21 protein-coding genes and 3 tRNA genes are annotated in these 25,391 nt (G+C 70.5%); 3 read left to right on the top strand and 21 right to left on the bottom strand.

Annotated features, from left to right (window positions below):
• Positions 1–24: 24 nt before the first annotated feature.
• Together ACFP3V_RS27220 and ACFP3V_RS27215 are read right to left on the bottom strand one after the other, a co-directional pair.
• Positions 25–564: a DUF1707 and DUF4190 domain-containing protein gene (locus ACFP3V_RS27220; protein ID WP_380588827.1), complete on the bottom strand. Its 540-nt coding sequence runs from the start codon at positions 562–564 to the stop codon at positions 25–27.
• Positions 565–702: 138 nt separating this feature from the next.
• Complete coding sequence (locus tag ACFP3V_RS27215) at positions 703–1,986, bottom strand: DUF2637 domain-containing protein (RefSeq protein WP_380588824.1); 1,284 nt, start codon at positions 1,984–1,986, stop codon at positions 703–705.
• A gap of 197 nt (positions 1,987–2,183) precedes the next feature.
• On the opposite strand from ACFP3V_RS27215, the gene ACFP3V_RS27210 reads away from it, so the two are divergent.
• Complete coding sequence (locus tag ACFP3V_RS27210; protein ID WP_380588822.1) at positions 2,184–3,395, top strand: DUF2786 domain-containing protein; 1,212 nt, start codon at positions 2,184–2,186, stop codon at positions 3,393–3,395.
• 160 nt (positions 3,396–3,555) lie between these two features.
• Here ACFP3V_RS27210 and ACFP3V_RS27205 read toward each other — a convergent pair whose 3' ends face one another.
• The 9 genes from ACFP3V_RS27205 to ACFP3V_RS27165 form a co-directional block, all read right to left on the bottom strand.
• A complete protein-coding gene (locus ACFP3V_RS27205; protein WP_380588820.1) occupies positions 3,556–7,455 on the bottom strand; it encodes a DNA-directed RNA polymerase subunit beta' in 3,900 nt (1,299 codons plus the stop codon).
• A gap of 104 nt (positions 7,456–7,559) precedes the next feature.
• Positions 7,560–11,033: a DNA-directed RNA polymerase subunit beta gene (rpoB, locus tag ACFP3V_RS27200; protein ID WP_380588818.1), complete on the bottom strand. Its 3,474-nt coding sequence runs from the start codon at positions 11,031–11,033 to the stop codon at positions 7,560–7,562.
• Positions 11,034–11,783: 750 nt separating this feature from the next.
• Positions 11,784–12,167: a 50S ribosomal protein L7/L12 gene (gene rplL / locus ACFP3V_RS27195; protein ID WP_380588815.1), complete on the bottom strand. Its 384-nt coding sequence runs from the start codon at positions 12,165–12,167 to the stop codon at positions 11,784–11,786.
• Between the two features lie 75 nt (positions 12,168–12,242).
• The gene (gene rplJ, locus ACFP3V_RS27190) at positions 12,243–12,812 is read right to left on the bottom strand and encodes a 50S ribosomal protein L10 (protein ID WP_380588812.1); all 570 of its coding nucleotides are present in this window, start codon (positions 12,810–12,812) and stop codon (positions 12,243–12,245) included.
• 367 nt (positions 12,813–13,179) lie between these two features.
• Entirely contained in the window at positions 13,180–13,902 is a 723-nt protein-coding gene (gene rplA, locus ACFP3V_RS27185) for a 50S ribosomal protein L1 (protein WP_380588810.1), read from the bottom strand.
• Positions 13,903–13,984: 82 nt separating this feature from the next.
• Positions 13,985–14,419, bottom strand: a complete 435-nt coding sequence (gene rplK / locus ACFP3V_RS27180; protein ID WP_380588807.1) for a 50S ribosomal protein L11 — start codon at positions 14,417–14,419, stop codon at positions 13,985–13,987.
• A 239-nt stretch (positions 14,420–14,658) separates the two neighbouring features.
• Positions 14,659–15,507 (bottom strand): transcription termination/antitermination protein NusG, encoded by an 849-nt coding sequence (nusG, locus tag ACFP3V_RS27175; protein WP_380588804.1) that lies wholly within the window; start codon positions 15,505–15,507, stop codon positions 14,659–14,661.
• Between the two features lie 163 nt (positions 15,508–15,670).
• Entirely contained in the window at positions 15,671–16,000 is a 330-nt protein-coding gene (gene secE, locus ACFP3V_RS27170) for a preprotein translocase subunit SecE (protein WP_380588801.1), read from the bottom strand.
• A 122-nt stretch (positions 16,001–16,122) separates the two neighbouring features.
• Positions 16,123–16,195 (bottom strand) — tRNA-Trp (locus tag ACFP3V_RS27165).
• Between the two features lie 238 nt (positions 16,196–16,433).
• On the opposite strand from ACFP3V_RS27165, the gene ACFP3V_RS27160 reads away from it, so the two are divergent.
• Entirely contained in the window at positions 16,434–17,510 is a 1,077-nt protein-coding gene (locus ACFP3V_RS27160; protein ID WP_380588799.1) for an adenosine deaminase, read from the top strand.
• Between the two features lie 588 nt (positions 17,511–18,098).
• Here ACFP3V_RS27160 and ACFP3V_RS27155 read toward each other — a convergent pair.
• From ACFP3V_RS27155 to ACFP3V_RS27120, 8 genes are all read right to left on the bottom strand, one after another.
• Positions 18,099–19,160: a UDP-N-acetylmuramate dehydrogenase gene (locus ACFP3V_RS27155; RefSeq protein ID WP_380588796.1), complete on the bottom strand. Its 1,062-nt coding sequence runs from the start codon at positions 19,158–19,160 to the stop codon at positions 18,099–18,101.
• 401 nt (positions 19,161–19,561) lie between these two features.
• The gene (locus ACFP3V_RS27150) at positions 19,562–20,995 is read right to left on the bottom strand and encodes a DHA2 family efflux MFS transporter permease subunit (RefSeq protein WP_380588793.1); all 1,434 of its coding nucleotides are present in this window, start codon (positions 20,993–20,995) and stop codon (positions 19,562–19,564) included.
• 93 nt (positions 20,996–21,088) lie between these two features.
• Complete coding sequence (locus ACFP3V_RS27145; RefSeq protein WP_380588790.1) at positions 21,089–21,643, bottom strand: TetR/AcrR family transcriptional regulator; 555 nt, start codon at positions 21,641–21,643, stop codon at positions 21,089–21,091.
• Positions 21,644–21,711: 68 nt separating this feature from the next.
• Complete coding sequence (locus ACFP3V_RS27140; protein ID WP_380588788.1) at positions 21,712–22,140, bottom strand: MaoC family dehydratase; 429 nt, start codon at positions 22,138–22,140, stop codon at positions 21,712–21,714.
• Between the two features lie 7 nt (positions 22,141–22,147).
• Positions 22,148–22,600, bottom strand: coding sequence for an FAS1-like dehydratase domain-containing protein (locus ACFP3V_RS27135; protein ID WP_380588785.1), 453 nt, complete (start codon positions 22,598–22,600; stop codon positions 22,148–22,150).
• Positions 22,601–22,728: 128 nt separating this feature from the next.
• A complete protein-coding gene (gene rpmG, locus ACFP3V_RS27130) occupies positions 22,729–22,893 on the bottom strand; it encodes a 50S ribosomal protein L33 (RefSeq protein WP_065962933.1) in 165 nt (54 codons plus the stop codon).
• Between the two features lie 88 nt (positions 22,894–22,981).
• A tRNA-Met gene (locus ACFP3V_RS27125) sits at positions 22,982–23,057 on the bottom strand.
• A 43-nt stretch (positions 23,058–23,100) separates the two neighbouring features.
• Positions 23,101–23,173 (bottom strand) — tRNA-Thr (locus ACFP3V_RS27120).
• A 198-nt stretch (positions 23,174–23,371) separates the two neighbouring features.
• Here ACFP3V_RS27120 and ACFP3V_RS27115 point away from each other — a divergent pair.
• Positions 23,372–24,415, top strand: a complete 1,044-nt coding sequence (locus ACFP3V_RS27115) for an amidohydrolase family protein (RefSeq protein WP_380588781.1) — start codon at positions 23,372–23,374, stop codon at positions 24,413–24,415.
• Positions 24,416–24,541: 126 nt separating this feature from the next.
• Here the strand turns inward: ACFP3V_RS27115 and ACFP3V_RS27110 are convergent, their stop codons facing one another.
• Positions 24,542–25,048: a GNAT family N-acetyltransferase gene (locus tag ACFP3V_RS27110; RefSeq protein ID WP_380588778.1), complete on the bottom strand. Its 507-nt coding sequence runs from the start codon at positions 25,046–25,048 to the stop codon at positions 24,542–24,544.
• A 111-nt stretch (positions 25,049–25,159) separates the two neighbouring features.
• Positions 25,160–25,342 carry a 4-oxalocrotonate tautomerase DmpI gene (gene dmpI / locus ACFP3V_RS27105; protein WP_380588775.1) on the bottom strand — a complete coding sequence of 61 codons (183 nt, stop codon included), beginning with the start codon at positions 25,340–25,342 and terminating at the stop codon, positions 25,160–25,162.
• Positions 25,343–25,391 lie beyond the last annotated feature (49 nt).

Here is a 25,391-nt window from a genome sequence, read left to right as displayed (position 1 = left end):
CGGCACCGGAGGCGTCCGGGCCGGTCAGCCGCGGGCCAGCAGCATGAGGCAGAGGACGAAGCACCAGATCGCGATGCCGACGCTGCCGAGCACGATACCGGTCACCGCAAGCCCGTCGCCCTCCTCGTCCGGCCGGTCCCGCAGCTGCCCGCGGGCGGCCAGGCCGAGCGCGAGGGCCACCGGCGAGGTCAGCCCGAAGGTGAACGCCTCCCCCAGCCCGCAGACGAAGGAGGCGATGGCCAGCCCGTTGGTACGCCGCCTGGGACCCCGCAGCAGCTGCTGGACGGACGGCGCCGCATAGGGCGCCGGATGGACCGGCCCCAGCATCGGCGGCAGCGGCCCGACCGGCAGGTCCTGGATCAGCGCCGCCAACTGCCCGTAGGTCTGCGCCCGGTAGGTCAGCTCGACCCGGTCGTGGTACTCGGCGACGTCCAACCGCCCTTCGGCGAAGGCGGACTTGAGCACCTCCACGGTGCGCTCACGGTCCGCCGTGGACGCCCGCATCGCGGAGGGCGGCACCTGCGCCGGCCGGCTGTTGCCGCGCCAGGGCTGCTGCATGGACATCGCGACCTCCCCTGCTGCCACTCACCCCTCATGGTGATGGACGAACGGGAGCCGCGCACGGTGCCCGGGCCGCCTGTCGAGGACTTGTGACAAGATCGCCGCGCCGCGGTGCCCCGGGCGGTGCCCGGACGACCCGCCTCAGGCCTCCATGCGTGCCTGGTAGCGCACGCCCATCAGCGGCCACAGCCGCTGCAGTTCGCCCGGCGGGACCTGGGTGCCGTTCTCGCCGAGGTAGAGCGAGAGCTTCTCGGCGTCGGGCTCGAAGCCGAAGTCCTCGGTGAAGTTGATGAACGCGTCCACGTAGCGGTCGGCGTCCTCGGTGTCCATCTGCGCGTTGGGCGCGCTGCGCGGCGCGAACCAGGCCTCGGCGCCTTCCTCCTCCTGCGGCCGGCCCTTCAGGAAGGCCACCCCGCGGGTGTCCAACTGCCCGTCAGCGGGGACGGATTGAGCCGGGAACGCGGGAGCCTGGAGCAACGGCTCGGCGGCCGGGGCCTCGGCGACCGGCTCCTCGACGGACTGCGGGCCGGTCTCCGGCGCGGGCACGGCGTCCGGGTCCTGCAGCGGGCGGCGGTAGCGGCTGACGGAGATCCGCTTGAGCACGTCCACGGCGACCGCGGCGGGGTTGGGCGCGGGTCCGACCAGCGGCGGCGGGGCGGCCGGGGCAGCCGGGGCAGCCGCCGCGCCCACCGCCCCGACAGGCTGCGTCGGGGCGCCGACCAGCTGCGGTTCGGCCTGTAGCACCTGCACCGGACGGGACTTGACCAGCTCCAGGTCCAGCGGGACGCCGTACTTGGCCAGCTTGAGCGGCAGCACCGTCTCGATCGGGGCCTGACGCCGCCACAGGCGCCCGTACTGGGCGCGCAGATGGGCCCGGTAGACGAGCCGGTTCTGCTCCAGCCGCACCACCTCGTCGTAGGAGCGCAGCTCCCAGAGCTTCATCTTGCGCCACAGCCGGAAGGTCGGGATCGGCGAGAGCACCCAGCGGATCAGCCGGACCGACTCCATGTGCCGGTCCGCCGTGATGTCCGCGATCCGGCCGACGGCGTGCCGGGCCGCCTCGACCACGACGATGAAGAGCACCGGGATGATCGCGTGCATGCCCATCGCCAGCGCGTCGCCCCAGGAGGAAGCGGCGTTGAAGACGATGGTCCCGGCGGTCAGCAGCCAGGCGGCCTGGCGCAGCAGCGGGAACGGGATGCGCATCCAGGTGAGCACCAGGTCCAGCGCCAGCAGCACCGCGATGCCGACGTCCACGCCGACCGGGAAGACATAGGCGAAGACGCCGAAGCCCTTGCGGGTCGCCAGCACGCGCACGGCGGCGTACGAACCGGCGAAGCCGATGCCGGCGATGATGAAGGCGCCGGTGGCGACCATGCCGATGAGGGCGCGGTGCGCCTTGGTTATGGCGGGGCGGTCTGCCATGTGCCGTTCGTCCCTTGGAGGTTGACCCGCAGTCAGGCGGTCGGTGCGGAAGGAGGGGCGGGCACAGCTTGCCATACCCCGGTCTCGGCCCGGTGTCGGTGGTGTGCATGATCCGCAAACGCCGCGGCCCGCGGCCGCCGGTCCGCTGTCCGTCCGCCCTGCGACACTTGACCTTCGGCTGTGGGAAGGGCAGGAAGATGGGCGACAACCAGCACGTCAGGGAGATGGTGACGCGCGCGGTGCAGCAGGCGCTGGAGGCGGAGAGCCACCGCACCGTCCCGGCGCGGGACGAGGCCGCCTCCCAGCTGGTCGCCCACCCGCCGCTGTGGCCGCTGGTCAGCCAGGCGGCCCTGGTCCGCACGGACGAGGAGGTCGCGTCCCTCTGGGCGCGCAACTGGCGCCCGGCGGACGCCGTCCGGGCGGTGCGTCGGGCCTGGCAGGCCACGGAGACGGCGATGGCCGTGGACCTGATCGCCGCCGAGGCCCGGCGCTATCCCGCCGCGGCCTTCGACCGCCGTTGGCACGAGCAGCTCCGGGAGCTGGACGCGTCGGTGTGGTGGGGCCGCGACCGGGACTACCTCGCCGCCTTCGCCCAGCGGCACCGGCTCGACCGCTTCGCCACCGCGTCCAAGCTGATCGCCGTGCTCCAGCTGTGGCGGTGGCTGCCCCGCCTCGGCCCGGTCGGCCCGCTTCCCGGGCAGGAGCAGGCGGTGGACCTGAGCGCGCCGCTGCCGGGCGAGCCCAAGATGCTCGGGCGGATCCGGGCACTGCTGGCCAAGGCCGAGTCCACGGACTTCCCGGAGGAGGCGGAGGCGCTCAGCGCGAAGGCGCAGGAGCTGATGGCCCGTCACAGCATCGACGCCGCACTGCTGTCCGCCCGCAGCGGCCGGGCGGAGACCCCCGCCGCGATCCGGATCGGCATCGACAACCCCTACGAGCAGCCCAAGGCCCTGCTGCTGGACGCGGTGGCCACGGCGAACCGCTGCCGCGCCGTCTGGGACAAGCACAACGGCCACTGCACGGTCGTCGGCTTCGACCCGGACCTGGACGCGGTGGAGCTGCTGTACACGTCGCTGCTGGTCCAGGCGACGACGGCGATGAACCACGCGCCGGTGCAGCACCGCTCGCGGACCCGGGCGTTCCGCAAGTCCTTCCTGATCGCCTACGCCGAGCGGATCCGCCACCGCCTGACGGCGGCGGCCAGGTCCGTGGTCGCGGCGGAGCCGGCGGACCTGCTGCCGGTGCTGGCGTCCCGGGACGCCGCCGTGGCGGACGAGACGCGCAAGCTCTTCCCCAGGACCCGCACCGGCCGCGCCCTCCGCGCCGACGACCCCCTCGGCTGGGCCCACGGCCTCGCCGCCGCCGACGCCGCCAACCTGGGCACTTCGAGGCAGCTGCGGCACCCGTGAGCCTCAGCGGCGCGGAGCCGTTGCCCTGGTGCGGCTCCCGCCGTGTGGCGCGGCCGGCCCACCGCGTGGGGAGGTCGCGGAGTTCCCCGCGCTCCTGGAGGTGCAACGAAAAGGTGGCTGCCTCCCCGAAGGGAAGCAGCCACCTCTACCTGACTACCCGTCAGCCGGTGTACGGCCCGTAGTCGTAGTCGTCCAGCGGGACAGCCTGGCCGGAGCCCGCGCCGAAGGGCGAGTAGTCGATGTCGTCGTAGCCGACGGCCGAGTACATCGCGGCCTTCGCCTCCTCCGTGGGCTCCACCCGGATGTTGCGGTAGCGGGGCAGGCCCGTACCGGCCGGGATGAGCTTACCGAGGATGACGTTCTCCTTGAGGCCCAGCAGCGGGTCGGACTTGGCGTGGATCGCCGCGTCCGTCAGGACCCGGGTCGTCTCCTGGAAGGAGGCGGCCGACAGCCAGGACTCCGTCGCCAGCGAGGCCTTGGTGATACCCATCAGCTGCGGACGGCCGGAGGCGGGGTGACCGCCCTCGGAGACCACGCGACGGTTCTCCTGCTCGAAGCGGCCGCGCTCGACCAGCTCGCCCGGCAGCAGCTCCGCGTCGCCGGACTCGATGATCGTCACCCGGCGCAGCATCTGCCGGATGATGATCTCGATGTGCTTGTCGTGGATGGACACACCCTGGGAGTTGTAGACCTTCTGGACTTCCTCCACCAGGTGCACCTGCACCGCGCGCTGGCCCATGATGCGCAGCACGTCGTGCGGGTTGACCGTGCCGTTGGTCAGCTTCTCGCCGACCTCGACGTGGTCGCCCTCCTCGACGAGGAGCTTGACGCGCTTGGAGACCGGGTAGCTGATCTCGTCGCTGCCGTCGTCCGGCGTGATCACCAGCTTGCGGGTCTTCTCCGTGTCCTCGATGCGGACACGGCCGGCCGCCTCGCTGATCGGGGCCACACCGCGCGGGTTGCGGGCCTCGAAGAGCTCGACGACACGGGGCAGACCCTGGGTGATGTCGTCACCGGCCACACCACCGGTGTGGAAGGTACGCATCGTCAGCTGGGTACCGGGCTCACCGATGGACTGGGCGGCGATGATGCCGACGGCCTCGCCGATGTCCACCAGCTTGCCGGTGGCCAGGGAGCGGCCGTAGCACATGGCGCAGGTGCCGACGGCGGACTCGCAGGTCAGGATCGAGCGGATCTTGACCTCGGAGACGCCCAGGCGGACCAGCTCGTCGATCAGCACGTCACCGAGGTCGGTGCCGGCCGGCGCGATGACCTGGCCGTCCACGACCACGTCCTCGGCCAGGGTGCGGGCGTAGACGCTGGTCTCGACGTTGTCGACCTTCCGCAGCGAACCGTCCTGGTTCACCGTGGCGATCGGCAGCTTGAGGCCGCGCTCGGTGCCGCAGTCCTCCTCGCGGATGATCACGTCCTGCGAGACGTCCACCAGACGACGGGTCAGGTAACCCGAGTCGGCGGTACGCAGGGCGGTGTCGGCCAGACCCTTACGGGCACCGTGGGTGGAGATGAAGTACTCCAGCACGGACAGGCCCTCACGGAACGAGGCCTTGATCGGACGCGCGATGGTCTCGTTCTTGGCGTTCGACACCAGACCACGCATACCGGCGATCTGACGCATCTGCATCATGTTTCCACGAGCACCCGAGTCCACCATCATGAAGATGGGGTTGGTCTTCGGGAAGTTCTCGTTCATCGCCTCGGCGACCTCGTTGGTCGCCCGCGTCCAGATCGTCACGAGCTCCTGCTGGCGCTCGTCACGGGTGATCAGACCGCGCTCGTACTGCTTCTGGACCTTCTCCGCCTGGGCCTCGTAGCCCTCGAGGATCTGCGGCTTGGTCGGCGGCACGACGACGTCCGAGATGGAGACGGTGACGCCGGACCGGGTGGCCCAGTGGAAGCCCGCCGCCTTCAGGTTGTCGAGCGTCGCCGCCACGATGACCTTCGGGTAGCGCTCGGCCAGGTCGTTGACGATGGCCGACAGCTGCTTCTTGCCCACCTCGTAGTCCACGAAGGGGTAGTCCTCGGGCAGCAGCTCGTTGAAGAGCGCGCGGCCCAGGGTGGTGCGCAGGCGCAGCGGCTCGCCCTCGGTCCAGACCGGCTTGCCGTCCTCGTCCACCGGCGGGGTCCAGCCGCGGGGCGGGACGGTGCCGGCGGGCAGGCGCAGGTCGATCGGGGCCTGCAGGTCCAGCTCCTTGGCGTCGAAGGCCATGATGGCCTCCGCCGTGGCGCCGAAGGCGCGGCCGACACCGCGGAGGGTGTCCAGGTCGCGGTCCGACGTCAGGAAGAACAGACCCAGCACCATGTCCTGCGTCGGCATGGTGACCGGACGGCCGTCGGCCGGCTTCAGGATGTTGTTCGAGGACAGCATCAGGATGCGGGCCTCGGCCTGCGCCTCCGCGGACAGCGGCAGGTGCACGGCCATCTGGTCACCGTCGAAGTCCGCGTTGAACGCGGTGCAGACGAGCGGGTGGATCTGGATGGCCTTGCCCTCGACCAGCTGCGGCTCGAAGGCCTGGATGCCCAGACGGTGCAGCGTGGGCGCACGGTTCAGCAGAACCGGGTGCTCCGCGATGACCTCTTCCAGGACGTCCCACACGACCGGGCGGGCACGCTCGACCATGCGCTTGGCGGACTTGATGTTCTGCGCGTGGTTCAGGTCCACCAGGCGCTTCATCACGAAGGGCTTGAACAGCTCCAGCGCCATGGCCTTGGGCAGACCGCACTGGTGCAGCTTCAGCTGCGGGCCGACGACGATGACCGAACGGGCCGAGTAGTCGACGCGCTTGCCGAGCAGGTTCTGACGGAAACGACCCTGCTTGCCCTTGAGCATGTCGGACAGCGACTTCAGCGGACGGTTGCCGGGGCCCGTGACCGGGCGGCCGCGGCGGCCGTTGTCGAAGAGCGCGTCCACGGCCTCCTGGAGCATGCGCTTCTCGTTGTTCACGATGATCTCGGGCGCGCCGAGGTCGAGAAGCCGCTTCAGGCGGTTGTTGCGGTTGATGACGCGGCGGTACAGGTCGTTCAGGTCGGAGGTCGCGAAGCGGCCACCGTCCAGCTGCACCATCGGACGCAGGTCCGGCGGGATGACCGGGACGCAGTCCAGCACCATGCCCTGCGGCTTGTTGTTGGTCTGCAGGAAGGCGGAGACGACCTTGAGGCGCTTGAGGGCGCGGGTCTTCTTCTGCCCCTTGCCGGTCTTGATGATCTCGCGGAGCTTCTCGGCCTCCTCCTCCAGGTCGAAGGTCTCCAGGCGCTTCTGCAGCGCCGCGGCACCCATCGAACCCTGGAAGTACGTGCCGAAGCGGTCGCGCAGCTCGCGGTAGAGCAGCTCGTCCCCCTCCAGGTCCTGGACCTTGAGGGACTTGAAGCGGGCCCACACCTCGTCCAGGCGGTCCAGCTCGCGCTGGGCCCGGTCGCGGAGCTGCTTCATCTCGCGCTCGGCGCCCTCGCGCACCTTGCGGCGCACGTCGGCCTTGGCGCCCTCGGCCTCCAGCTCGGCCAGGTCGGACTCGAGCTTCTTGGCGCGGGCCTCCAGGTCGGCGTCGCGGCGCTGCTCGATCTGCTGACGCTCGACGGAGACGTGCGCCTCCAGCGAGGGCAGGTCGCGCGTGCGGCGCTCCTCGTCGACCCAGGTGATCATGTAGGCGGCGAAGTAGATGACCTTCTCCAGGTCCTTCGGCGCCAGGTCCAGCAGGTAGCCCAGACGGCTGGGCACACCCTTGAAGTACCAGATGTGCGTGACGGGGGCGGCCAGCTCGATGTGGCCCATCCGCTCACGGCGCACCTTGGCGCGGGTCACCTCGACGCCGCAGCGCTCGCAGATGATGCCCTTGAAGCGGACGCGCTTGTACTTACCGCAGTAGCACTCCCAGTCCCGGGTGGGGCCGAAGATCTTCTCGCAGAAGAGGCCGTCCTTTTCCGGCTTGAGGGTGCGGTAGTTGATGGTCTCGGGCTTCTTGACCTCGCCGTGGGACCACTGACGGATGTCGTCGGCGGTCGCCAGGCCGATTCGCAGCTCATCGAAGAAGTTGACGTCGAGCACGGGTCGTCAATCCCACCTTCGGGGTCGAAGTCTTACTACTGGTCTGAGGGGGTCCTGGGGCGCCGGCCGGGGCTGACTGGTCGTCAGCCCCGACCGGGACTCCGTCAGACCTCTTCGACGCTGCTCGGCTCGCGCCGGGACAGGTCGATACCGAGCTCCTCCGCGGCGCGGAAAACGTCCTCGTCGGAGTCACGCATCTCGATGGACATACCGTCGGACGACAGCACCTCCACGTTCAGGCAGAGCGACTGCATCTCCTTGATGAGCACCTTGAAGGACTCGGGGATGCCGGGCTCGGGGATGTTCTCGCCCTTGACGATGGCCTCGTAGACCTTCACGCGGCCGAGGACGTCGTCGGACTTGATGGTGAGCAGCTCCTGCAGGGCGTAGGCAGCGCCGTACGCCTCGAGGGCCCACACCTCCATCTCACCGAAGCGCTGACCACCGAACTGCGCCTTACCACCCAGCGGCTGCTGGGTGATCATCGAGTACGGGCCGGTCGAGCGGGCGTGCAGCTTGTCGTCGACCAGGTGGTGCAGCTTGAGGATGTACATGTAGCCGACCGAGATCGGCATCGGGAACGGCTCGCCGGAGCGGCCGTCGAACAGCTGGGCCTTGCCGGACGGGCCGACCAGGCGGTCGCCGTCACGGGTCGGGATGGTGTTCTCCAGCAGACCGGTGATCTCGTCCTCGCGGGCGCCGTCGAAGACCGGGGTGGCCAGGTTGGTGCCCGGGTCGGCCTTGTCGGCACCGATCTTCTGCAGACGGCGGGCCCACTCGTCGGCGATGCCGGAGACGTCCCAGCCCTGCTTGGCGAGCCAGCCGAGGTGGGTCTCCAGGACCTGTCCCGGGTTCATTCGGGACGGGACACCGAGCGGGTTGAGCACGATGTCGACCGGGGTGCCGTCGGCGAGGAAGGGCATGTCCTCGACCGGGAGGATCTTGGAGATGACACCCTTGTTGCCGTGGCGGCCGGCGAGCTTGTCACCGTTGGTGATCTTGCGCTTCTGCGCCACGTAGACGCGGACCAGCTGGTTCACGCCCGGGGGCAGCTCGTCGCCCTCCTCGCGGTCGAACACGCGCACGCCGATGACCTTGCCGGACTCACCGTGCGGGACCTTCAGCGAGGTGTCGCGGACCTCACGGGCCTTCTCGCCGAAGATCGCGCGGAGCAGGCGCTCCTCCGGGGTCAGCTCGGTCTCACCCTTGGGCGTGACCTTGCCGACCAGGATGTCGCCGGTGGTGACGTCGGCGCCGATGCGGATGATGCCGCGCTCGTCCAGGTCCGCCAGGACCTCCTCGGAGACGTTCGGGATGTCCCGGGTGATCTCCTCGGGGCCGAGCTTGGTGTCACGGGCGTCGACCTCGTGCTCCTCGATGTGGATCGAGGAGAGGACGTCGTCCTGCACGAGGCGCTGCGACAGGATGATCGCGTCCTCGTAGTTGTGACCCTCCCACGGCATGAACGCCACGAGCAGGTTCTTGCCGAGGGCCATCTCGCCCTCGTCGGTGCACGGGCCGTCGGCCAGCACCTGGCCCACCTCGACGCGGGCGCCCTCGTCCACGATCACCTTCTGGTTGAAGGAGGTGCCCTGGTTCGAGCGGGTGAACTTGGCGACGCGGTAGGTGGTGTAGGTGCCGTCGTCGTTGGCGACGGTGACGTAGTCCGCGGAGACCTCCTGGACCACGCCGGCCTTCTCGGCGGCGATGACGTCCGCGGCGTCGACGGCGGCACGGTACTCCATGCCGGTGCCGACGAGCGGGGCCTCCGCCTTCAGCAGCGGGACGGCCTGGCGCATCATGTTCGAGCCCATGAGCGCGCGGTTCGCGTCGTCGTGCTCCAGGAACGGGATCATGGCGGTCGCGACCGACACCATCTGGCGCGGCGAGACGTCCATGTAGTCGATCTCGTCACCGGGGATGTAGTCGACCTCGCCACCGCGGCGGCGGACCAGGACGCGGGGCTCGGCGAAGCGGTTGTCGTCCGTCAGCGGCGCGTTGGCCTGCGCGATGACGAAGCGGTCCTCCTCGTCGGCGGTCAGGTAGTCCAGGTCCTCGGTGACCACGCCGTTGACGACCTTGCGGTACGGCGTCTCCACGAAGCCGAACGCGTTGACCCGGCCGTAGGAGGCGAGCGAACCGATCAGGCCGATGTTCGGGCCTTCCGGGGTCTCGATCGGGCACATGCGTCCGTAGTGGGACGGGTGCACGTCACGGACCTCGAAGCCGGCCCGCTCACGGGACAGACCACCGGGGCCCAGCGCGGACAGACGGCGCTTGTGGGTCAGGCCCGACAGCGGGTTCGTCTGGTCCATGAACTGGGACAGCTGGCTGGTGCCGAAGAACTCCTTGATGGAGGCGACGACCGGCCGGATGTTGATCAGGGTCTGCGGCGTGATCGCCTCGACGTCCTGGGTGGTCATGCGCTCGCGGACGACGCGCTCCATACGCGCCAGACCGGTGCGGACCTGGTTCTGGATCAGCTCGCCGACGTTGCGCAGACGGCGGTTGCCGAAGTGGTCGATGTCGTCCTGCTCGATGACGATCGTCTCGCCGTTGGGCGCGACGGCCTCGGTCTCGCCGGCGTGCAGACGCACCAGGTACTTGATCGTGGCGATGATGTCGTCCACGGTCAGCACACCCGAGTCGAGAGACTCGGCGATGCCGAGCTTCTTGTTCATCTTGTAGCGGCCGACCTTCGCCAGGTCGTAGCGCTTCGGGTTGAAGTACAGGTTCTCCAGCAGCGTCTGCGCGGCCTCACGGGTCGGCGGCTCGCCCGGGCGCAGCTTGCGGTAGATGTCCAACAGCGCGTCGTCCTGGCCCTGGGTGTGGTCCTTCTCCAGGGTGGCGCGCATCGACTCGTACTCGCCGAACTCCTCGAGGATCTGCTCCGAGGTCCAGCCCAGCGCCTTCAGCAGGACGGTGATCGACTGCTTGCGCTTGCGGTCGATGCGGACACCGACCATGTCGCGCTTGTCGATCTCCATCTCCAGCCAGGCACCCCGGGACGGGATGATCTTGGCGGAGTAGATGTCCTTGTCGGAGGTCTTGTCCAGGCTCTGGTCGAAGTAGACGCCCGGGGAACGCACCAGCTGCGAGACGACGACACGCTCGGTGCCGTTGATGACGAAGGTGCCCTTGTTCGTCATGAGCGGGAAGTCGCCCATGAAGACCGTCTGGGACTTGATCTCGCCGGTCTCGTTGTTGGTGAACTCGGCCGTGACGAAGAGCGGGGCCGCGTAGGTGAAGTCGCGGTCCTTGCACTCCTCGATGGAGTTCTTCGGGGGCTCGAAGCGGTGGTCGCGGAAGGTCAGCGACATGGACCCGGAGAAGTCCTCGATCGGGGAGATCTCCTCGAAGATCTCCTCCAGACCGGACTTGGTCGGGACCTCGTGTCCTTCGGCGAGGGCGGCCTCGACCCGTGCCTTCCAGGCGGCGTTGCCGAGCAGCCAGTCGAAGCTCTCGGTCTGGAGGGCGAGGAGGTTCGGGACCTCAAGGGGCTCACGAATCTTCGCGAAGGAGATACGGAGCGGTGCGGTGGATGCGGAGGTGTTCGAGGCGTTGCGCGAGGCGGCCAAGAGGGGGTCCTTCCGAGGGCTCGGACTCACTACGCGCGTACCGGGCCCGCCCTTCGCACGGGTAGCATCCGCGCTCTCGCACTGGCTGCCGACCGGGACGTTTCTCCAGGTCAGGGCCGGTGCGCGAACGGGGTGCCACCCCTGGTCGGGGCAGCGCAGACTCCGGGCGACGAGTCACGGAGCAGCTAAAAGGCAGCGCAAAGGGACAGTGTAGCCATAGGCTGCACTGCTGTCCAGTCCGGATTCGGAGACCGAATCGTCGAACTCCCTACCTCGTGGGAGAGCCCCTCCCGGGGCCCGCCCTGGGGCGGTCACTGCGTCGTGGTGAATGCATTCCCACCACGGGGCGATTCCATGCCTCCCGGCACGGCATCTGCTCGGCTGCCGACCCCGCTGCAGACCTCGCGTCCTGAGAATTGCGCGCCGCGTCCGGTTCGTCAAGGGCACGTCCACGCCGGAAGGGCGAGGGTGACCACCTTGAGACCTGCTCCGCCCGCGGCCTGGCCGGGCGGGAGCCCTGGTGAGGCGCCGACCGGCGACCGCGTGCTTGCGGCACCCGCCACGGGCAGGTCGTACCCGTAGCGACGGTGATCACCATACTCGCCCGGGCCGACAGAAGGCATCCTGACTGCTCCGATTGCCGCAAAGCTATGCAAAACGGACCGGTACGCAGGTACGAAAAAGGCCAGGCCGGCCACTCCGAAGAGTGACCGGCCCGGCCCGAAGGAGCTGGCTGCAGCCAGCGAGGTCTTACTTGACCTCGACGGACGCGCCGGCGGCCTCGAGGGCGGCCTTGGCCTTGTCCGCGGCCTCCTTGTTGACCTTCTCCAGGAGCGGCTTCGGAGCACCGTCGACCAGGTCCTTGGCCTCCTTCAGGCCGAGGGAGGTCAGCTCGCGCACGACCTTGATGACCTGGATCTTCTTGTCACCGGCGCCGGCGAGGATGACGTCGAACTCGTCCTTCTCCTCAGCGGCCTCGGGGGCGGCCGGGCCACCCTGCACGGCGACGGCCGCGACCGGCGCGGCGGCGGTGACGTCGAACTTCTCCTCGAAGGCCTTCACGAACTCGGCGAGCTCGATGAGGGTGAGGTTCTCGAACTGCTCGAGCAGCTCTTCCTGGGACAGCTTCGCCATGATGGCGTCCTTCCACTAATTCGGCTGGTGCCGGATGTACATGACGGCGGGCGTACGGGCCCGCTGCGAGGGCGGTTACTCCGCGGCGGGAGCCTCGTCCTCGGCGGCGGGAGCCGGCGTACCGGCACCGCCCTGCTCGACCTTCTCGCGAAGCGCGTCCACGGTGCGGACGAGCTTCGAGGGCAGGGCCTGGAAGAGCGCGGCAGCCTGGGACTGCTTGGCCTTCAGGGCACCCGCCAGCTTGGCGAGCAGCACCTCGCGGGACTCGAGGTCCGCGAGCTTCTTGATGTCATCAGCAGAGAGCGGCTTGCCGTCAAGCACACCGCCCTTGATGATGAGCGCGGGGTTCTCCTTGGCGAAGTCACGCAGAGCCTTGGCCGACTCCACCGGGTCACCGGCGACGAAGGCCACCGCCGTCGGACCCGCGAAGAGGTCGTCCAGCGTCGAGATCCCGGCCTCGTTGGCAGCGATCTTGGTCAGCGTGTTCTTCACCACGGCGTAATTGGCGTTCGCGCCGAGCGAGCGACGCAGCGTCTTCAGCTGCGCCACGGTGAGACCGCGGTACTCGGTCAGCACAGCCGCGTTCGAGCTGCGGAACTTGTCCGTGAGCTCGGCGACGGCGGCAGCCTTGTCGGGCCTGGCCATAGGCGTACGCCTCCTTCCGTGATGTCGATGCGGGGCCGACCATGTGGAGTCGACCTGCTGCGCCCGTCTCGCTGGAAGGAAGTGCCCCGGGAATGCGACAAGCCCCGGCGCAGGCGCACGGGGCTCGAACCGGCTCGACGACACCGCAAGGGCGTCGGAGCGGGACTCTCCTCGAATCGACCTGCGCGGGCCGTCCGCAAGCTGCGGATCCTTCGGCGGCCGCGGCCCTTCCGGGCACACGACGACGACCAGCGGTCATTGGCTTGTCCCCAAGGTACGTGACGCCCCCGCCCCGGAGCAAATCGCCCTCATCGGGCTCCTGGGCCGGTGCCGTGCTGCTACTGCGTCAGGCGTCCTGCGGGGTCGTTCAGACCGCCGCGGGGTCTTCCTCGACCAGCAGGTTGCGGGTGCGGTTCGGGTCGACCTGGATGCCGGGGCCCATCGTGGTGCTGAAGGCGACCTTCTTGATGTAGCGGCCCTTGGCGGCGGACGGCTTGGCCCGGAGGACCTCCTCGAGCGCCGCGGCGTAGTTCTCGACCAGCTGCTCGTCGGTGAACGAGGTCTTGCCGATGATCAGGTGCAGGTTCGAGTGCTTGTCGACGCGGAACTCGATCTTGCCGCCCTTGATCTCGGTGACGGCCTTGGCGACGTCCACGGTCACGGTGCCGGTCTTCGGGTTCGGCATCAGACCACGCGGACCGAGCACGCGGCCCAGGCGGCCGACCTTGCCCATCAGGTCCGGGGTGGCGACGACGGCGTCGAAGTCCAGGCGACCCTTGGCGACCTCGTCGATCAGCTCGTCGGAGCCGACGATGTCGGCGCCCGCAGCCTCCGCGGCCGCGGCACGGTCACCGGTCGCGAAGACCAGGACCCGGGCGGTCTTGCCGGTGCCGTGCGGAAGGTTCACGGTGCTGCGGACCATCTGGTCGGCCTTGCGCGGGTCGACACCCAGGCGCATGGCCACCTCGACGGTGCCGTCGAACTTGGTGGTGGAGGTCTCCTTGGCGAGGCGGACGGCCTCGAGGGGGGCGTACAGACGCTCGCGGTCGACCTTGGCGGCCGCGGCAGTCAGAGCCTTGCTGCGCTTCACTTCTTCTCCTGTGTTCTGGCGTGGAGGTTGTGGTAGCTGCGGGCCAGCGCCGGCCCTACCACGTGAGGGAACTGACGGAGGGTCAGCCCTCGACGGTGATGCCCATGGAACGAGCGGTGCCGGCGATGATCTTCTCGGCGGCCTCGATGTCGTTCGCGTTCAGGTCGGGCAGCTTGGTGGTGGCGATCTCGCGGACCTGGGCAGCCGTGATCTTGGCGACCTTGGTCTTGTGCGGCTCGCCGGAGCCCTTCTCCACGCCCGCGGCCTTGAGGATCAGCTTGGCGGCCGGGGGAGTCTTGGTGATGAAGGTGAAGGAGCGGTCCTCATAGACCGTGATCTCCACCGGGATCACCATGCCACGCTGCGACTCGGTGGCCGCGTTGTAGGCCTTGCAGAACTCCATGATGTTGACGCCGTGCTGACCCAGCGCGGGGCCGACCGGCGGCGCGGGGTTGGCCGCGCCGGCGTTGATCTGGAGCTTGATGAGCCCCGTGACCTTCTTCTTCTTGGGAGGCATGCTCTCTCCGGGTCCTAACGAGAGGTGTCCCGACGGCAGGCGTCAGCCTGCTGCCGGGGCCTTGGGTTTCCGTGTGGCGGGGCGGGCCGGAGGGCCCGACAAGGCACACACATCGGACCAGGATAGCCGGTCGCCCGGGGCAGCCCGAAATCCGCAGGCGCGGGCGGCCCCCGCCCGGCACACAGCAGGGCCCGGCGCCGCGCGGAGGCGGTGCCGGGCCCTGCCGGAGCCGGACGGGCTCAGTCGTTCTTGGCGATCTGGTCGAAGGACAGCTCCACCGGGGTCTCCCGGCCGAAGATCTCGACCAGGCCCTTGACCTTCTTCGAGTCCGGGTTGATCTCGTTGATGGTCGCCTGCAGCGTGGCGAAGGGGCCGTCGGTGACGGTGACCGAGTCGCCCACCTCGAAGTCCAGCACCTGGATCTCGGTCGGCTTGACCGGGCTCGGCTTGCCGGCCTCCTTGGCCGCCGCGCGCTCGACGTCGGGGGCGAGCATCTTGACGACCTCGTCCAGCGTCAGCGGGTACGGGTCGTACGCGTTGCCGACGAAGCCGGTGACACCGGGGGTGTTCCGGACGACGCCCCAGGACTCGTTCGTCAGGTCCATGCGCACCAACACGTAGCCGGGGAGCTTGTTCTGACGGATCGTCTTGCGGTCGCCGTTCTTGATCTGGACGACCTCTTCCTGGGGCACCTCGGCCTGGTAGATGTAGTCCTCGACGTTCAGCGAGACCGCGCGCTGCTCCAGGTTGGCCTTCACCCGGTTCTCGTAGCCCGCGTAGGTGTGGATCACGTACCACTCGCCCGGTGCGGTGCGCAGCTCCTCGCGGAAGGCGGCGACCGGGTCGATCTCCACCCCGTCGTCCTCGGTGACCTCGGCCGCGGCCTCCTCGAAGGCCTCCGTGGCGGCGGACTCGTCCGCGGAGACGACCGTCAGGGCCTCCTCCTCGGCGGCAGCGCCGGCGTCGGCCTCGGCAGCCTCGACCTCGTCGATGTCGTCATCCACGTTGTCGACGATCTGCTCGGCGTCACTGGCCTGGGCGTCGGCGGCCTCGGCCTCGGCGGCGTCGTACAGGGGGGACTCAGACACGTTGGCTGCTTCTTCCTTCTTGCGGTCCTCGGTCGTGGGCCACAGCGTGTGGGCCGTGGGACGACCACCATTGACGGTGGTAGTCAACGATACCGACTCAAACGGGGTGGGGCGGCGCGGACCGCGGCGAAGGAGCAGGGGGCCGGGCGAAGGGCCGGGCCGGTCAGCCGAAGACGAGCGTGGCCAGCTTGGAGAAGCCGGTGTCCAGGCCGTAGACGAGGGCCATGATCACCACGACGAAGACGATGACGACCGTGGTGTAGGAGGTCAGCTCCGAACGGGTGGGCCAGACGACCTTGCGGAGCTCCGCGATGATCTGGCGGTAGAAGAGCGCGATGCGCTGGAGCAGACCGGGGCGCTTCTCGCGCTTGCGGCCGCCCTTGCCCTCGGGGTCACCGGCCTTGCGAGCGCGCTTGCGGTCGCGGCGCGACAGCTGCTCGTCCTCGTGGTTACCGCTCTCAGGTGTGGCGGTGGAGCCTACGGTCTCCGTCACTTGTCCCTCACCTGACTCGTCCCGATTGCCCACGGGGGGTACCTGTAGGGGACCGCTGCTGCGATCCCCTTGTTGCACTGCTGACGGTACCGCCTGGTGCGCGATTGCAACAGGGCGGACAGCAGGGCCGGAGGGACTTGAACCCCCAACCGCCGGTTTTGGAGACCGGTGCTCTACCAATTGAGCTACGACCCTATGCGGGCCCGTGTCACCGGGCTCGCGTGGACCAACCTACCGTATCCGAGGATCTGGCCGGTCGGCGTCCGACGAGGGTTGAGTGTAGGGGGAAGACCGCCCCCGCGTCGAATACGTTCAGCTCGGACCCTGTCCCGTACGGGAGTTGTGCCGCCCCGGACACGCCGCGGACTCACCCGATCGGGCGGCATGATCCGGTAGGTTCCCTGACGGGGGTCCGATGCGCAAGGATCTGTGGATGGACAGGGTTCCCGTTCGCGACGTGCGCCGGCTGCCGAAGGCGCACCTGCACCTGCACTTCACCGGCTCCATGCGGACCGCCACGCTGCTGGAGCTGGCCGACAAGTACGGCATGCACCTCCCCGAGGCGCTGGCCTCCGGCGAGCCCCCGAAGCTGCGGGCCACGGACGAGCGCGGCTGGTTCCGCTTCCAGCGCCTCTACGACTCGGCCCGGGCCGTGCTGCGCAGCGAGGAGGACATCGCCCGGCTGGTGCGGGAGGCCGCGGAGGACGAACGGGCCGACGGCAGCGGCTGGTTGGAGATCCAGGTGGACCCGACCTCCTACGCGCCGCTGCTCGGCGGGCTGATCCCGACCGTGGAGACCGTGCTCGGCGCGGTCGAGGACGCCTCCCGCGCGACCGGTGTCGGCATCCGGGTGCTGATCGCGGCGAACCGGATGAAGCACCCGCTGGACGCCCGCACCCTGGCCCGGCTGGCGGTCCGCTACGCCGACCGCGGCGTGGTCGGCTTCGGCCTGTCCAACGACGAACGCCGGGGCCTGGCGCGGGACTTCGACCGCGCCTTCCGGATCGCCCGGGAGGGCGGCCTGCTGGCGGCCCCGCACGGCGGCGAGCTGGCCGGCCCGGAGAGCGTCCGCGACTGCCTGGACGACCTCGGAGCCGGGCGGGTGGGTCACGGCGTCCGCGCGGCGGAGGACCCGGCGCTGCTGCGCCGGCTGGCCGAGGAGCAGATCACCTGTGAGGTCTGCCCGGCGTCCAACGTCGCCCTGGGCGTCTACGAGCGGCCCGAGGACGTACCGCTGCGGCGGCTCTTCGAGGCCGGGGTGCCGCTGGCGCTGGGCGCCGACGACCCGCTGCTGTTCGGCTCCCGCCTTGCCGCCCAGTACCAACTCGCCCGCGACGCCCACGGGTTCACGGACGAGGAGCTGGCAGAGCTGGCCCGGCAGAGCGTCCGCGGCTCGCTCGCGCCGCCGGACGTGCGGAACCGGCTGCTGGACGGGATCGATGCGTGGCTGCAAGCGGTGCCAGCCCCAGCAGGAGCAGTACCGCAGCCAGTGGCAGCAGGTCGAGGCTGATCACCGGCGTCAGGCTGCCCAGCAGCACCAGCGGTGCGGACCGGCGCGGCAGCGTGGAGAGCGCCGTCAGCAGGAACAGGCCGAGGTAGAAGCAGAGCGGACCGACCGAGTAGAGCGCCACGCCGGCCCCGGGCACGGCGTCGACCTGGCGGTAGACGACGTCCATCGCGGCCCGGTCCGCGGCGCCTGCGGCCGCCCAGAGGTCGACGGCGATCTGCGCCGCCGCGCAGGCCAGACCCAGCTGGGCCAGTCCGTGCACGGCCTCGCGCAGGCCGCCCGGGCGGCAGCGTCGGCGCAGCTCCAGCAGCACCGGGGCGAAGCAGGCCAGGCCGAGCAGGAAGAGGGCGTGCCCGCCGAGCCAGGCCGCGCCCGGGGCGTGGTGGTGGCTGGCCGCCCGGATGATCCCGTAGGCGGCCGTCAGCCCGGGCCCGGCGACGGCCGCGGCGGGGACGAACCGGTGCTGCGAGGTGTTCTTCGTCATGCGCCCAAGACTCGCGTCCGGGACGGGCCCCGGTCGGTAGCGCCTGATGCCCGGTCAACGGTGGTGCTGGGTACACCCTTTGGGTCCGATCGGGCGGGCCGCGGTGGTCAGAGTTCGACGCCGACGAGGACGGGCTCGTTGACCAGGGTGACCCCGAAGGCCTCCTGGACCCCGCGGCGGACGGTCCGGGCGAGGTCCAGCAGGTCCGCGGTGGTGGCGCCGCCCCGGTTGGTCAGCGCCAGCGTGTGCTTGCCGGACAGCCGGGCCGGACCGGCGCCCCAGCCCCTGGCGAAACCGGCCTTGTCGATCAGCCAGGCGGCGGAGGTCTTCACCGCGCCGTCCTCCCCGGCCGGGAAGGCGGGCGGCTGCACGTCCGCGCCGAGGCGCTCGTGCACCCGGGCGAGGAAGTCCCGGTAGCCCGCGGCGTCGAGGACCGGGTTGGTGAAGAAGGACCCGGCCGACCAGGTGTCGTGGTCCTCAGGGTCGAGCACCATGCCCTTGCCCGCGCGCAGCTTGAGCACGGTCTCCCGGGCGACCCGCAGGTCCACCCGGTCGCCCTGCCCGACGCCGAGCGTCCGGGCGGTCTCCGCGTAGCGCACGGGAGTTGACAGCCCGTCGGCGTCCTCCAGCGCGAAGGACACCCGCAGCACGACATAGCGGTCGGGCTCGCCCTTGAACCGGCTGTGCCGGTAGGAGAAGGCGCAGTCGGCGGCGGCGAGCTCGACCACCTGCTCCTGGCGCCGGTCGTACGCGGTGACGCGGGTGATCGTCTGCGCGACCTCCTGCCCGTAGGCACCCACGTTCTGCACGGGCGTGGCCCCGGCCGAGCCGGGGATGCCGGCGAGGAACTCGATCCCGGCCAGCCCGTGGTCGACGACGGTCCGGTCCACGGCCTCCGCCCAGGTCTCCCCCGCGGCGAGCGTCAGCGTCGTGCCGTCGAGCTCGAAGCCGCGGTTCGCGACACGGACGACGGTGCCGGCGAAGCCGGCGTCCCCGACGACCAGGTTGCTGCCGCCTCCGAGCACCAGCAGCGGCTCCCCGGCGCGGTCCGCCGCGCGGACCACCTCGACGACTTCGTCGTCACTCTCCGCAGTCACCAGCCGCGAGGCCGGCCCACCGAGCCGCAGGGTCGTCAAGGGCGCCAGGGGAACATTCAGAGCTTCACGCACGCCCGCAAGCGTAATGGCCCACCCCACGCCCCAGCTCCCCACAACTGCGAGAGCCCCCTCGGAGGCGCGAGGAACTGCGCGACCAGCCCACCACCCACGAAGGTCCGGCCCGTCGTCGGGGTCGGACCTCCCCGAGTGGTGTGCTGGTCACACAGTTCCTCGCCCCCGAAGGGAGCGTGCAACCAGGGCCTGTCCGGCGGATCTTTCCGGATCAGCCCGCGTCGTTCCCCCGCCCTTCGGGCGGGAGGTGCCCCAGGTGCGGCCGGCTCCAAGGCGGCGGAGCGCCCTCGTACTGGACGTACGTGGGCGTTTCGCCAACGCAGGGTGGGGGCACCTCCCAGCCGGAAGCCGGGGAGGCCGTGCCAGACGACGCGGGCCCGGGAAGATCCGCCGGACAGGCCTTAGCCCACCGCAGGAACCGTCTCCGTCGTGGGCGTCTCCAGAGCGACCCCCGCACCGCGGGACCGGCGGGCGGACGGGATCACGAGCGCAGCGACCATCGCGGCGAGCAGCGTCCCACTCCCCACCCACAGCGCGGGCGTCAGGCCGTGGGTGAAGCGAGCGAAGCTCGCATAGTCGCCGTGTGCCGTGAACACCGCCGTGAGAACCGCCACACCCAGCGCGCCGCCGACCTCCCGCAGGGAGCCGTTCGTTCCGGAGGCCACGCCCTGGTCCGCGTCGGGCACGGAGCCCATCAGCACCGTCGAGACGGGGGCGAAGAAGAAGCCCATCCCCAGACCGGAGATGACCAGGGCCGGCACCTGGGCCGCGTACGTGATCTCGCTCGCTCCCGTCGCCAGCACCGCGAACCAGGCCAGCCCGGCCGCCTGTAGCAGCAGTCCGGCCGCGATCACCACCCGGCCGCCGATCCGGGAGGCCAGCAGGCCGCCCAGCGGGGAGGCCAGCATCGGCATCGCCGTCCACGGCAGCATCCGCACCCCGGCCTGCATCGGGCTGTAGCCCTGGCCGGCCTGCAGGAACTGGCTCAGCAGGAAGATCGAGCCGAACATGCCCAGCGACATCAGCAGCGACGAGGTGTTGATCGCCGCGAAGGCCCGGTTGCGGAACAGCCGCATCGGCAGCGCGGGGGCGTCCGTCCGCAACTCCCAGAGCACGAAGGCGACCAGCAGCGCCGACCCCGCCACCAGCCCGGCCAGTACCGGGGCCGACGTCCAGCCGTCGCCGTTGCCGCGGATCAGGGCGTAGACGATGCCGAACAGTCCGGTGCTGGCCAGCGCGGTGCCCACCACGTCCAAGCGGTCGTTGGGGCCGTGGCTCTGACGCAGCCTCAGCCGGGCCAGCGGCAGCAGCGCGACGCCGATCGGGACGTTGATGGCGAAGATCCACTGCCAGGACAGGTGCTCCACGATCGTGCCGCCGATGACCGGGCCCAGCGCCACGGCCATACCGTTGACCGCGCCCCAGACCCCGAAGACCACCGCCCGCCTCGCGGCCGGGACGGCGCCGGTGAGGATGGTCAGGCTGACCGGCGTCAGCAGCGCCGCGCCGACGCCCTGCGCCGCGCGCGCCGCGACCAGCGCGTCGATGTTCGGGGCCAGCGCGGCGGCCAGCGAGGAGAGGGTGAACAGCCCGAGGCCCAGGCCGAAGATCCGGCGCCGGCCGAAGCGGTCGCCCAGCGCCGCCCCAAGCAGCAGCAGGACGGCGAAGCTCAGCGTGTACGCGTTGACCGTCCACTCGAGGTCGCTGATGCCGCCGCCGAGGTGCTCCCGGATCGAGGTGAGCGCCGTGGTGACGACGAGGTTGTCCAGCGCCGCCATGAACCCGGCGGTGCTGGTGATGACGAAGGCCCAGAGGACCGGACTGCCCTTGCTCATGACTCCCCCTGTAGGAGTGCGGAAACCCAGTCTGGCTAGTGATCAGTCAATAACTTTCGCGGCCATGAAAACCCGCGAGGAAGGCACGGGACCTCAGCAGGGGCGCTCGAAGCCCGCCCACAGCCGGTGCTCCACCGGGAAGCCCATGGCGACCAGCACGTTGATCAGCATGCCGTGCGCGAAGAAGTCGGTGACCTCGTGGGGCTCGCAACCGCTGGCCGCGGCCACCGAGTCCCACAGGTCGGTCCACAACTCCCGCACGGTCTCCCCCACTTCGGCGTCACCGGCATTCTCGGCCGCCGCCGTGGAGACGTACATCTGGAGCTGGAGCAGCAGGTGGCTGCGGTCGGTGACCAGGCCGAAGTACGCGTCACCCATCGCGTCCAGCGCCTCCTGCCCCCGCTTGCCCTCGGCCGCCTCCAGGAAGCGCTGCTTGATCTCCCCGATGCAGCGGAGCACCGCCGCCTCGAAGAGCGCACGCTTGGAGGGGAAGAGCCGGAAGAGGTAGGGCTGCGACACCCCCACCCGGGACGCGATGGCCTGGGTGGAGGTGCCGTTGTAGCCGCGCTCGGCGAACTCGACCACGGCGGCGCGGATGACGCTCTCGCGCCGCTCCTCCGCGCTCATCCGCATGCTCTTGCTCGCCATGGAAGCTAAGTTATTGACCAATCACTACCCTGTCAACCCCGGGCCCGACCGGTCAGCCCTCGCCCTGCTCAGGAAAGCTGTACGACGGCCCGGGACATCCCGAGCACCTTCTGGCCGGCGCTGGTGGCGACCAGGTCGACCCGCACCTTCCGGTCGTCCAGCTTGGCGGCCACCTTGCCGGTGACCTCGATCACGGCGCCCTGCCCGTCGTTGGGCACGACCACCGGCTTGGTGAAGCGGACCCCGTACTCGGCCACCGCGCCCGGGTCGCCGGTCCAGTCGGTGACCACCCGGATCGCCTCGGCCATGGTGAACATGCCGTGCGCGATCACGTCCGACAGCCCGACGGCCTTGGCGAAGGCCTCGTTCCAGTGGATCGGGTTGAAGTCCCCGGAGGCGCCCGCGTACTGGACCAGGGTGGCCCGGGTCACCGGGAAGCTCCGCGCCGGCAGCTCGGTGCCGACCTCGACCTCGTCCCAGGAGATCTGTGCGGTCATCAGGTCCTCACTCCCCCTCGGCGGCGCGCGCCACCAGCGTCATGAAGGCGGTCACCACGTGCTCGCCGCTCTCCTCGTGCACCTCGCCCCGCACGGACAGGATGTCGTTCCCCGCCAGCGACTTGATGGAGTCGATCACGCAGGTCACGCTCAGCCGGTCGTTCGCCCGCACCGGGCGGGTGTAGACGAAGCGCTGGTCGCCGTGGACCACCCGGGAGAAGTCCAGCCCGAGCTCCGGATCCTGGACCACCTGGGCCGCGGCCCGGTAGGTGATCACGAAGGGGAAGGTCGGCGGGGCGATCACGTCCGGGTACCCGAGGGCCTTGGCCGCCTCGCGGTCCGTGTAGGCGGGGTTGGCGTCGCCGACGGCCTCGGCGAACTCGCGGATCTTCTCCCGCCCCACCTCGTACGGCGCGGTGGGCGGGTAGCTCCGCCCGATGAAGGAGGGGTCCAGCGGCATGGGCTGCTCCTGAGTTGAGACGACGTCAGCTGATGGAGACGGCGAAGGCCGCCCCCACGGGATGGGGACGGCCTTCGCCTGAGATCTCGGACCTTGAGCCCGACCCGTATGCGCCTGGGCGCGTGGGGTCAGCGGGTCTCGCGGTGCGCGGTGTGCGCGTTGCAGCGGGGGCAGTGCTTCTTCAGCTCAAGACGATCCGGGTCGTTACGCCGGTTCTTCTTGGTGATGTAGTTCCGCTCCTTGCACTCCACGCACGCCAGCGTGATCTTCGGACGGACATCAGTGGCGGCCACGGGAGTGCCTTCCTCGGACAGACAACGTTACAAACACAAGAGAGAGTAGCCGATCGGGCCTCAAACCCTGAAATCGGCTACCGGGGTGTGGTAGCGGTGACCGGACTTGAACCGGTGACACAGCGATTATGAGCCGCTTGCTCTACCAACTGAGCTACACCGCCACGACGATCGGCTCCCGCCTCGGAGGCGGGACCCTCTCATCCGAGCCCCAATACGGAATCGAACCGTAGACCTTCTCCTTACCATGGAGACGCTCTGCCGACTGAGCTATTGGGGCGGGCCGAGGAAGACATTACACGGTGAGCCGCCCAACCGTGAAATCCGTATCCGGCCTGGCCGGTACGACTAATCAACCCCGCTCCGGGCCCCGTCGCGCCTCCGCGGGGCGGCCGGATCGGGGTCCTAGGCTCGCGCGCGGGACGGGTCGTCCGCGGAGGCGTCCGGACAGGCTGCGGGACCAGTGCGGAGGCGGGGCATGCTGCTGCTGAGCGGGGCCCGGCTCGCCGACGGCCGCGCCGTGGACGTCCGGCTCCGCGGCGAGCGGATCGACGCCGTCGCCCCGGCGGGCACGCTGGGCGCGCCCGAGCGTGTCGACCTGACGGGCTATCTGCTGCTCCCCGCCCCCGCCGATCCGCACACCCACCTGGACGCCGCCTTCACGGCGGAGCGACCTCCTCCCTCCGGAGCCGACGCACCGCCAGAAGGCGCGGAGCTGCCGCGGCGGGTGATCGAGGCGGCCCTCACCGGCCTCGGCTACGGCGCGACCGCCCAGCGCACGCACGTCCTGGTCGACGGACCGGACGGGCCCGCGCGGCTGCTCGCGTCCCTCCAAGCGGCCAGGGACCTGCGCGGTCTGATGGAGCTTCAGGTCGTGGCCGTCACCGCGACCGGCGACCTCGCGGCCTTGCGCGCCGCGCTCGACGAGGGCGCGGAAGCCGTCGGCGGCGCGGGGCCCACGGACCCGCACGCGGTCCTCGCCCTCGGCGCCCGCTGCGGCGTCCCGGTCGACCTGCACACGACTGCGGTGCTCGCCGCCGTCCCGGAGGGCGTCCCGCACCTGCTGCTCTGCGGCCCGGACCGGGCCCCGGCCGGCGCGGACCTGTGCGTGCTGCCGCAGAGCAGTCGCTGCGTCCTGGGCACGGCGGGGCCGTCCGGGACCGTCGCGGGAAGCGGAGCACTGCGCGACGCGGCGAACCCGGTGGGCCGAGCCGACCCGCTGGAGGCGGCCTTTCTGCTCTCCGCCCGGTCCGGACTGCGTCCGGAGGCGGCGTACGCCCGGGTGAGCGCCGCCGCAAGGCGCGCGCTCGGCCTGCGGCCGGTGACCGTCGAGCCCGGACACCCGGCGGAACTGCTCGCGGTGCGCGGGAACAACCTGGAGGCGGCCCTGGCGGCGGGCCACAGCCGAGTGGTGATCCACCGGGGACGGATCGTCTCCCGGACGAGCGCGGTGCGTGAGTTCTCCGACCCGGTTCCCGCCTGGCGGCCGCTGCCCCGGCAGAACCTCCCGCGTCGGCCCTGAGGCTGACGCGGCGTCAGCCGACCGCGAGCCGGCGGGCGACGGCCCGGGGAGGACGCGACGACGCGGCTCCGACCGGTGCTTTCCTTCCCGGGTCTCTCTCCGGGGCTGCCGCGGTTCCTGGGACCGTCAACCGGCCACGGGGCGCTGGTACTGCACCAGCAGTTCGCCCCAGGGGTCGATCAGGGCCCGGCCGGTGCGGCGGAAGCGCAGCGACTTGTAGAGGCGGTTGGCCCGCAGGTTGTCCGCATGGGTCCACAACTGCAGCCGCTCGTAGCCCCGTTCGGCCGCCTCCGCCGCGACGGCGTCGAGCAGCAGGTGCCCGAGCCGGTGCCCCCAGCGGTCGGGCGCCACGCTCAGCAGGCACAGGTGCATCAGACCGGGCACGGGCGCGCCGGCCCCGTCCTGCGCGAGGCCCTGCTCCCCGGCGACCGTGCCGACGACCGCGTCGCCGTCCAGGGCGATCAGTACGAGCGCGCCGGGCCGACGGACCCGGGCGGCGGACGCCGTCACATGCCCCGCGGGCAGCGGCCGGCCGTTGCGGCGCACGACGTGCGCGTGCTGCCAGACCGCGAGCGCCCGGTCGAGCTCCTCCGTCTCGGCCGGGCGCACCACGGCGGTCCTGCTCTCGTCCATGCGTTCCCACCTCCCCGCTCGGGCGCCCGTTGTACCACGGGTCCCCCGGCGAAGGGGATATGACGGAACATCAGAACTCGCGCTTCCGGCAGGGCCGGTCAGCGGCGGCTGTCAGCGGTCGGCGGTGAGCTTTCCCGCCGCGCCCCAGCTGTCCGCGGGGGTCTCCTGGATCCAGACCTGCACGGTGTCGGCCGGGATCTTGTAGGCGTCCACGAAGGCGTCGGTGATCCGGGCCACCAGCTCTCGCTTGAGCTCGATGTCGCGGGGACCCTGCAGCACGGTGACGATGGGCACGGCTTCCTCCTGGGAAGTGATCTCCGGTTCTGCGGGGCGGCCTCTGCTG

It is taken from the genome of Streptacidiphilus monticola, assembly GCF_042658505.1.
In the GTDB taxonomy this organism is placed as follows: Bacteria; Actinomycetota; Actinomycetes; order Streptomycetales; family Streptomycetaceae; genus Streptacidiphilus; species Streptacidiphilus monticola.
This window is presented reverse-complemented; position numbering and strand designations above follow the sequence as displayed.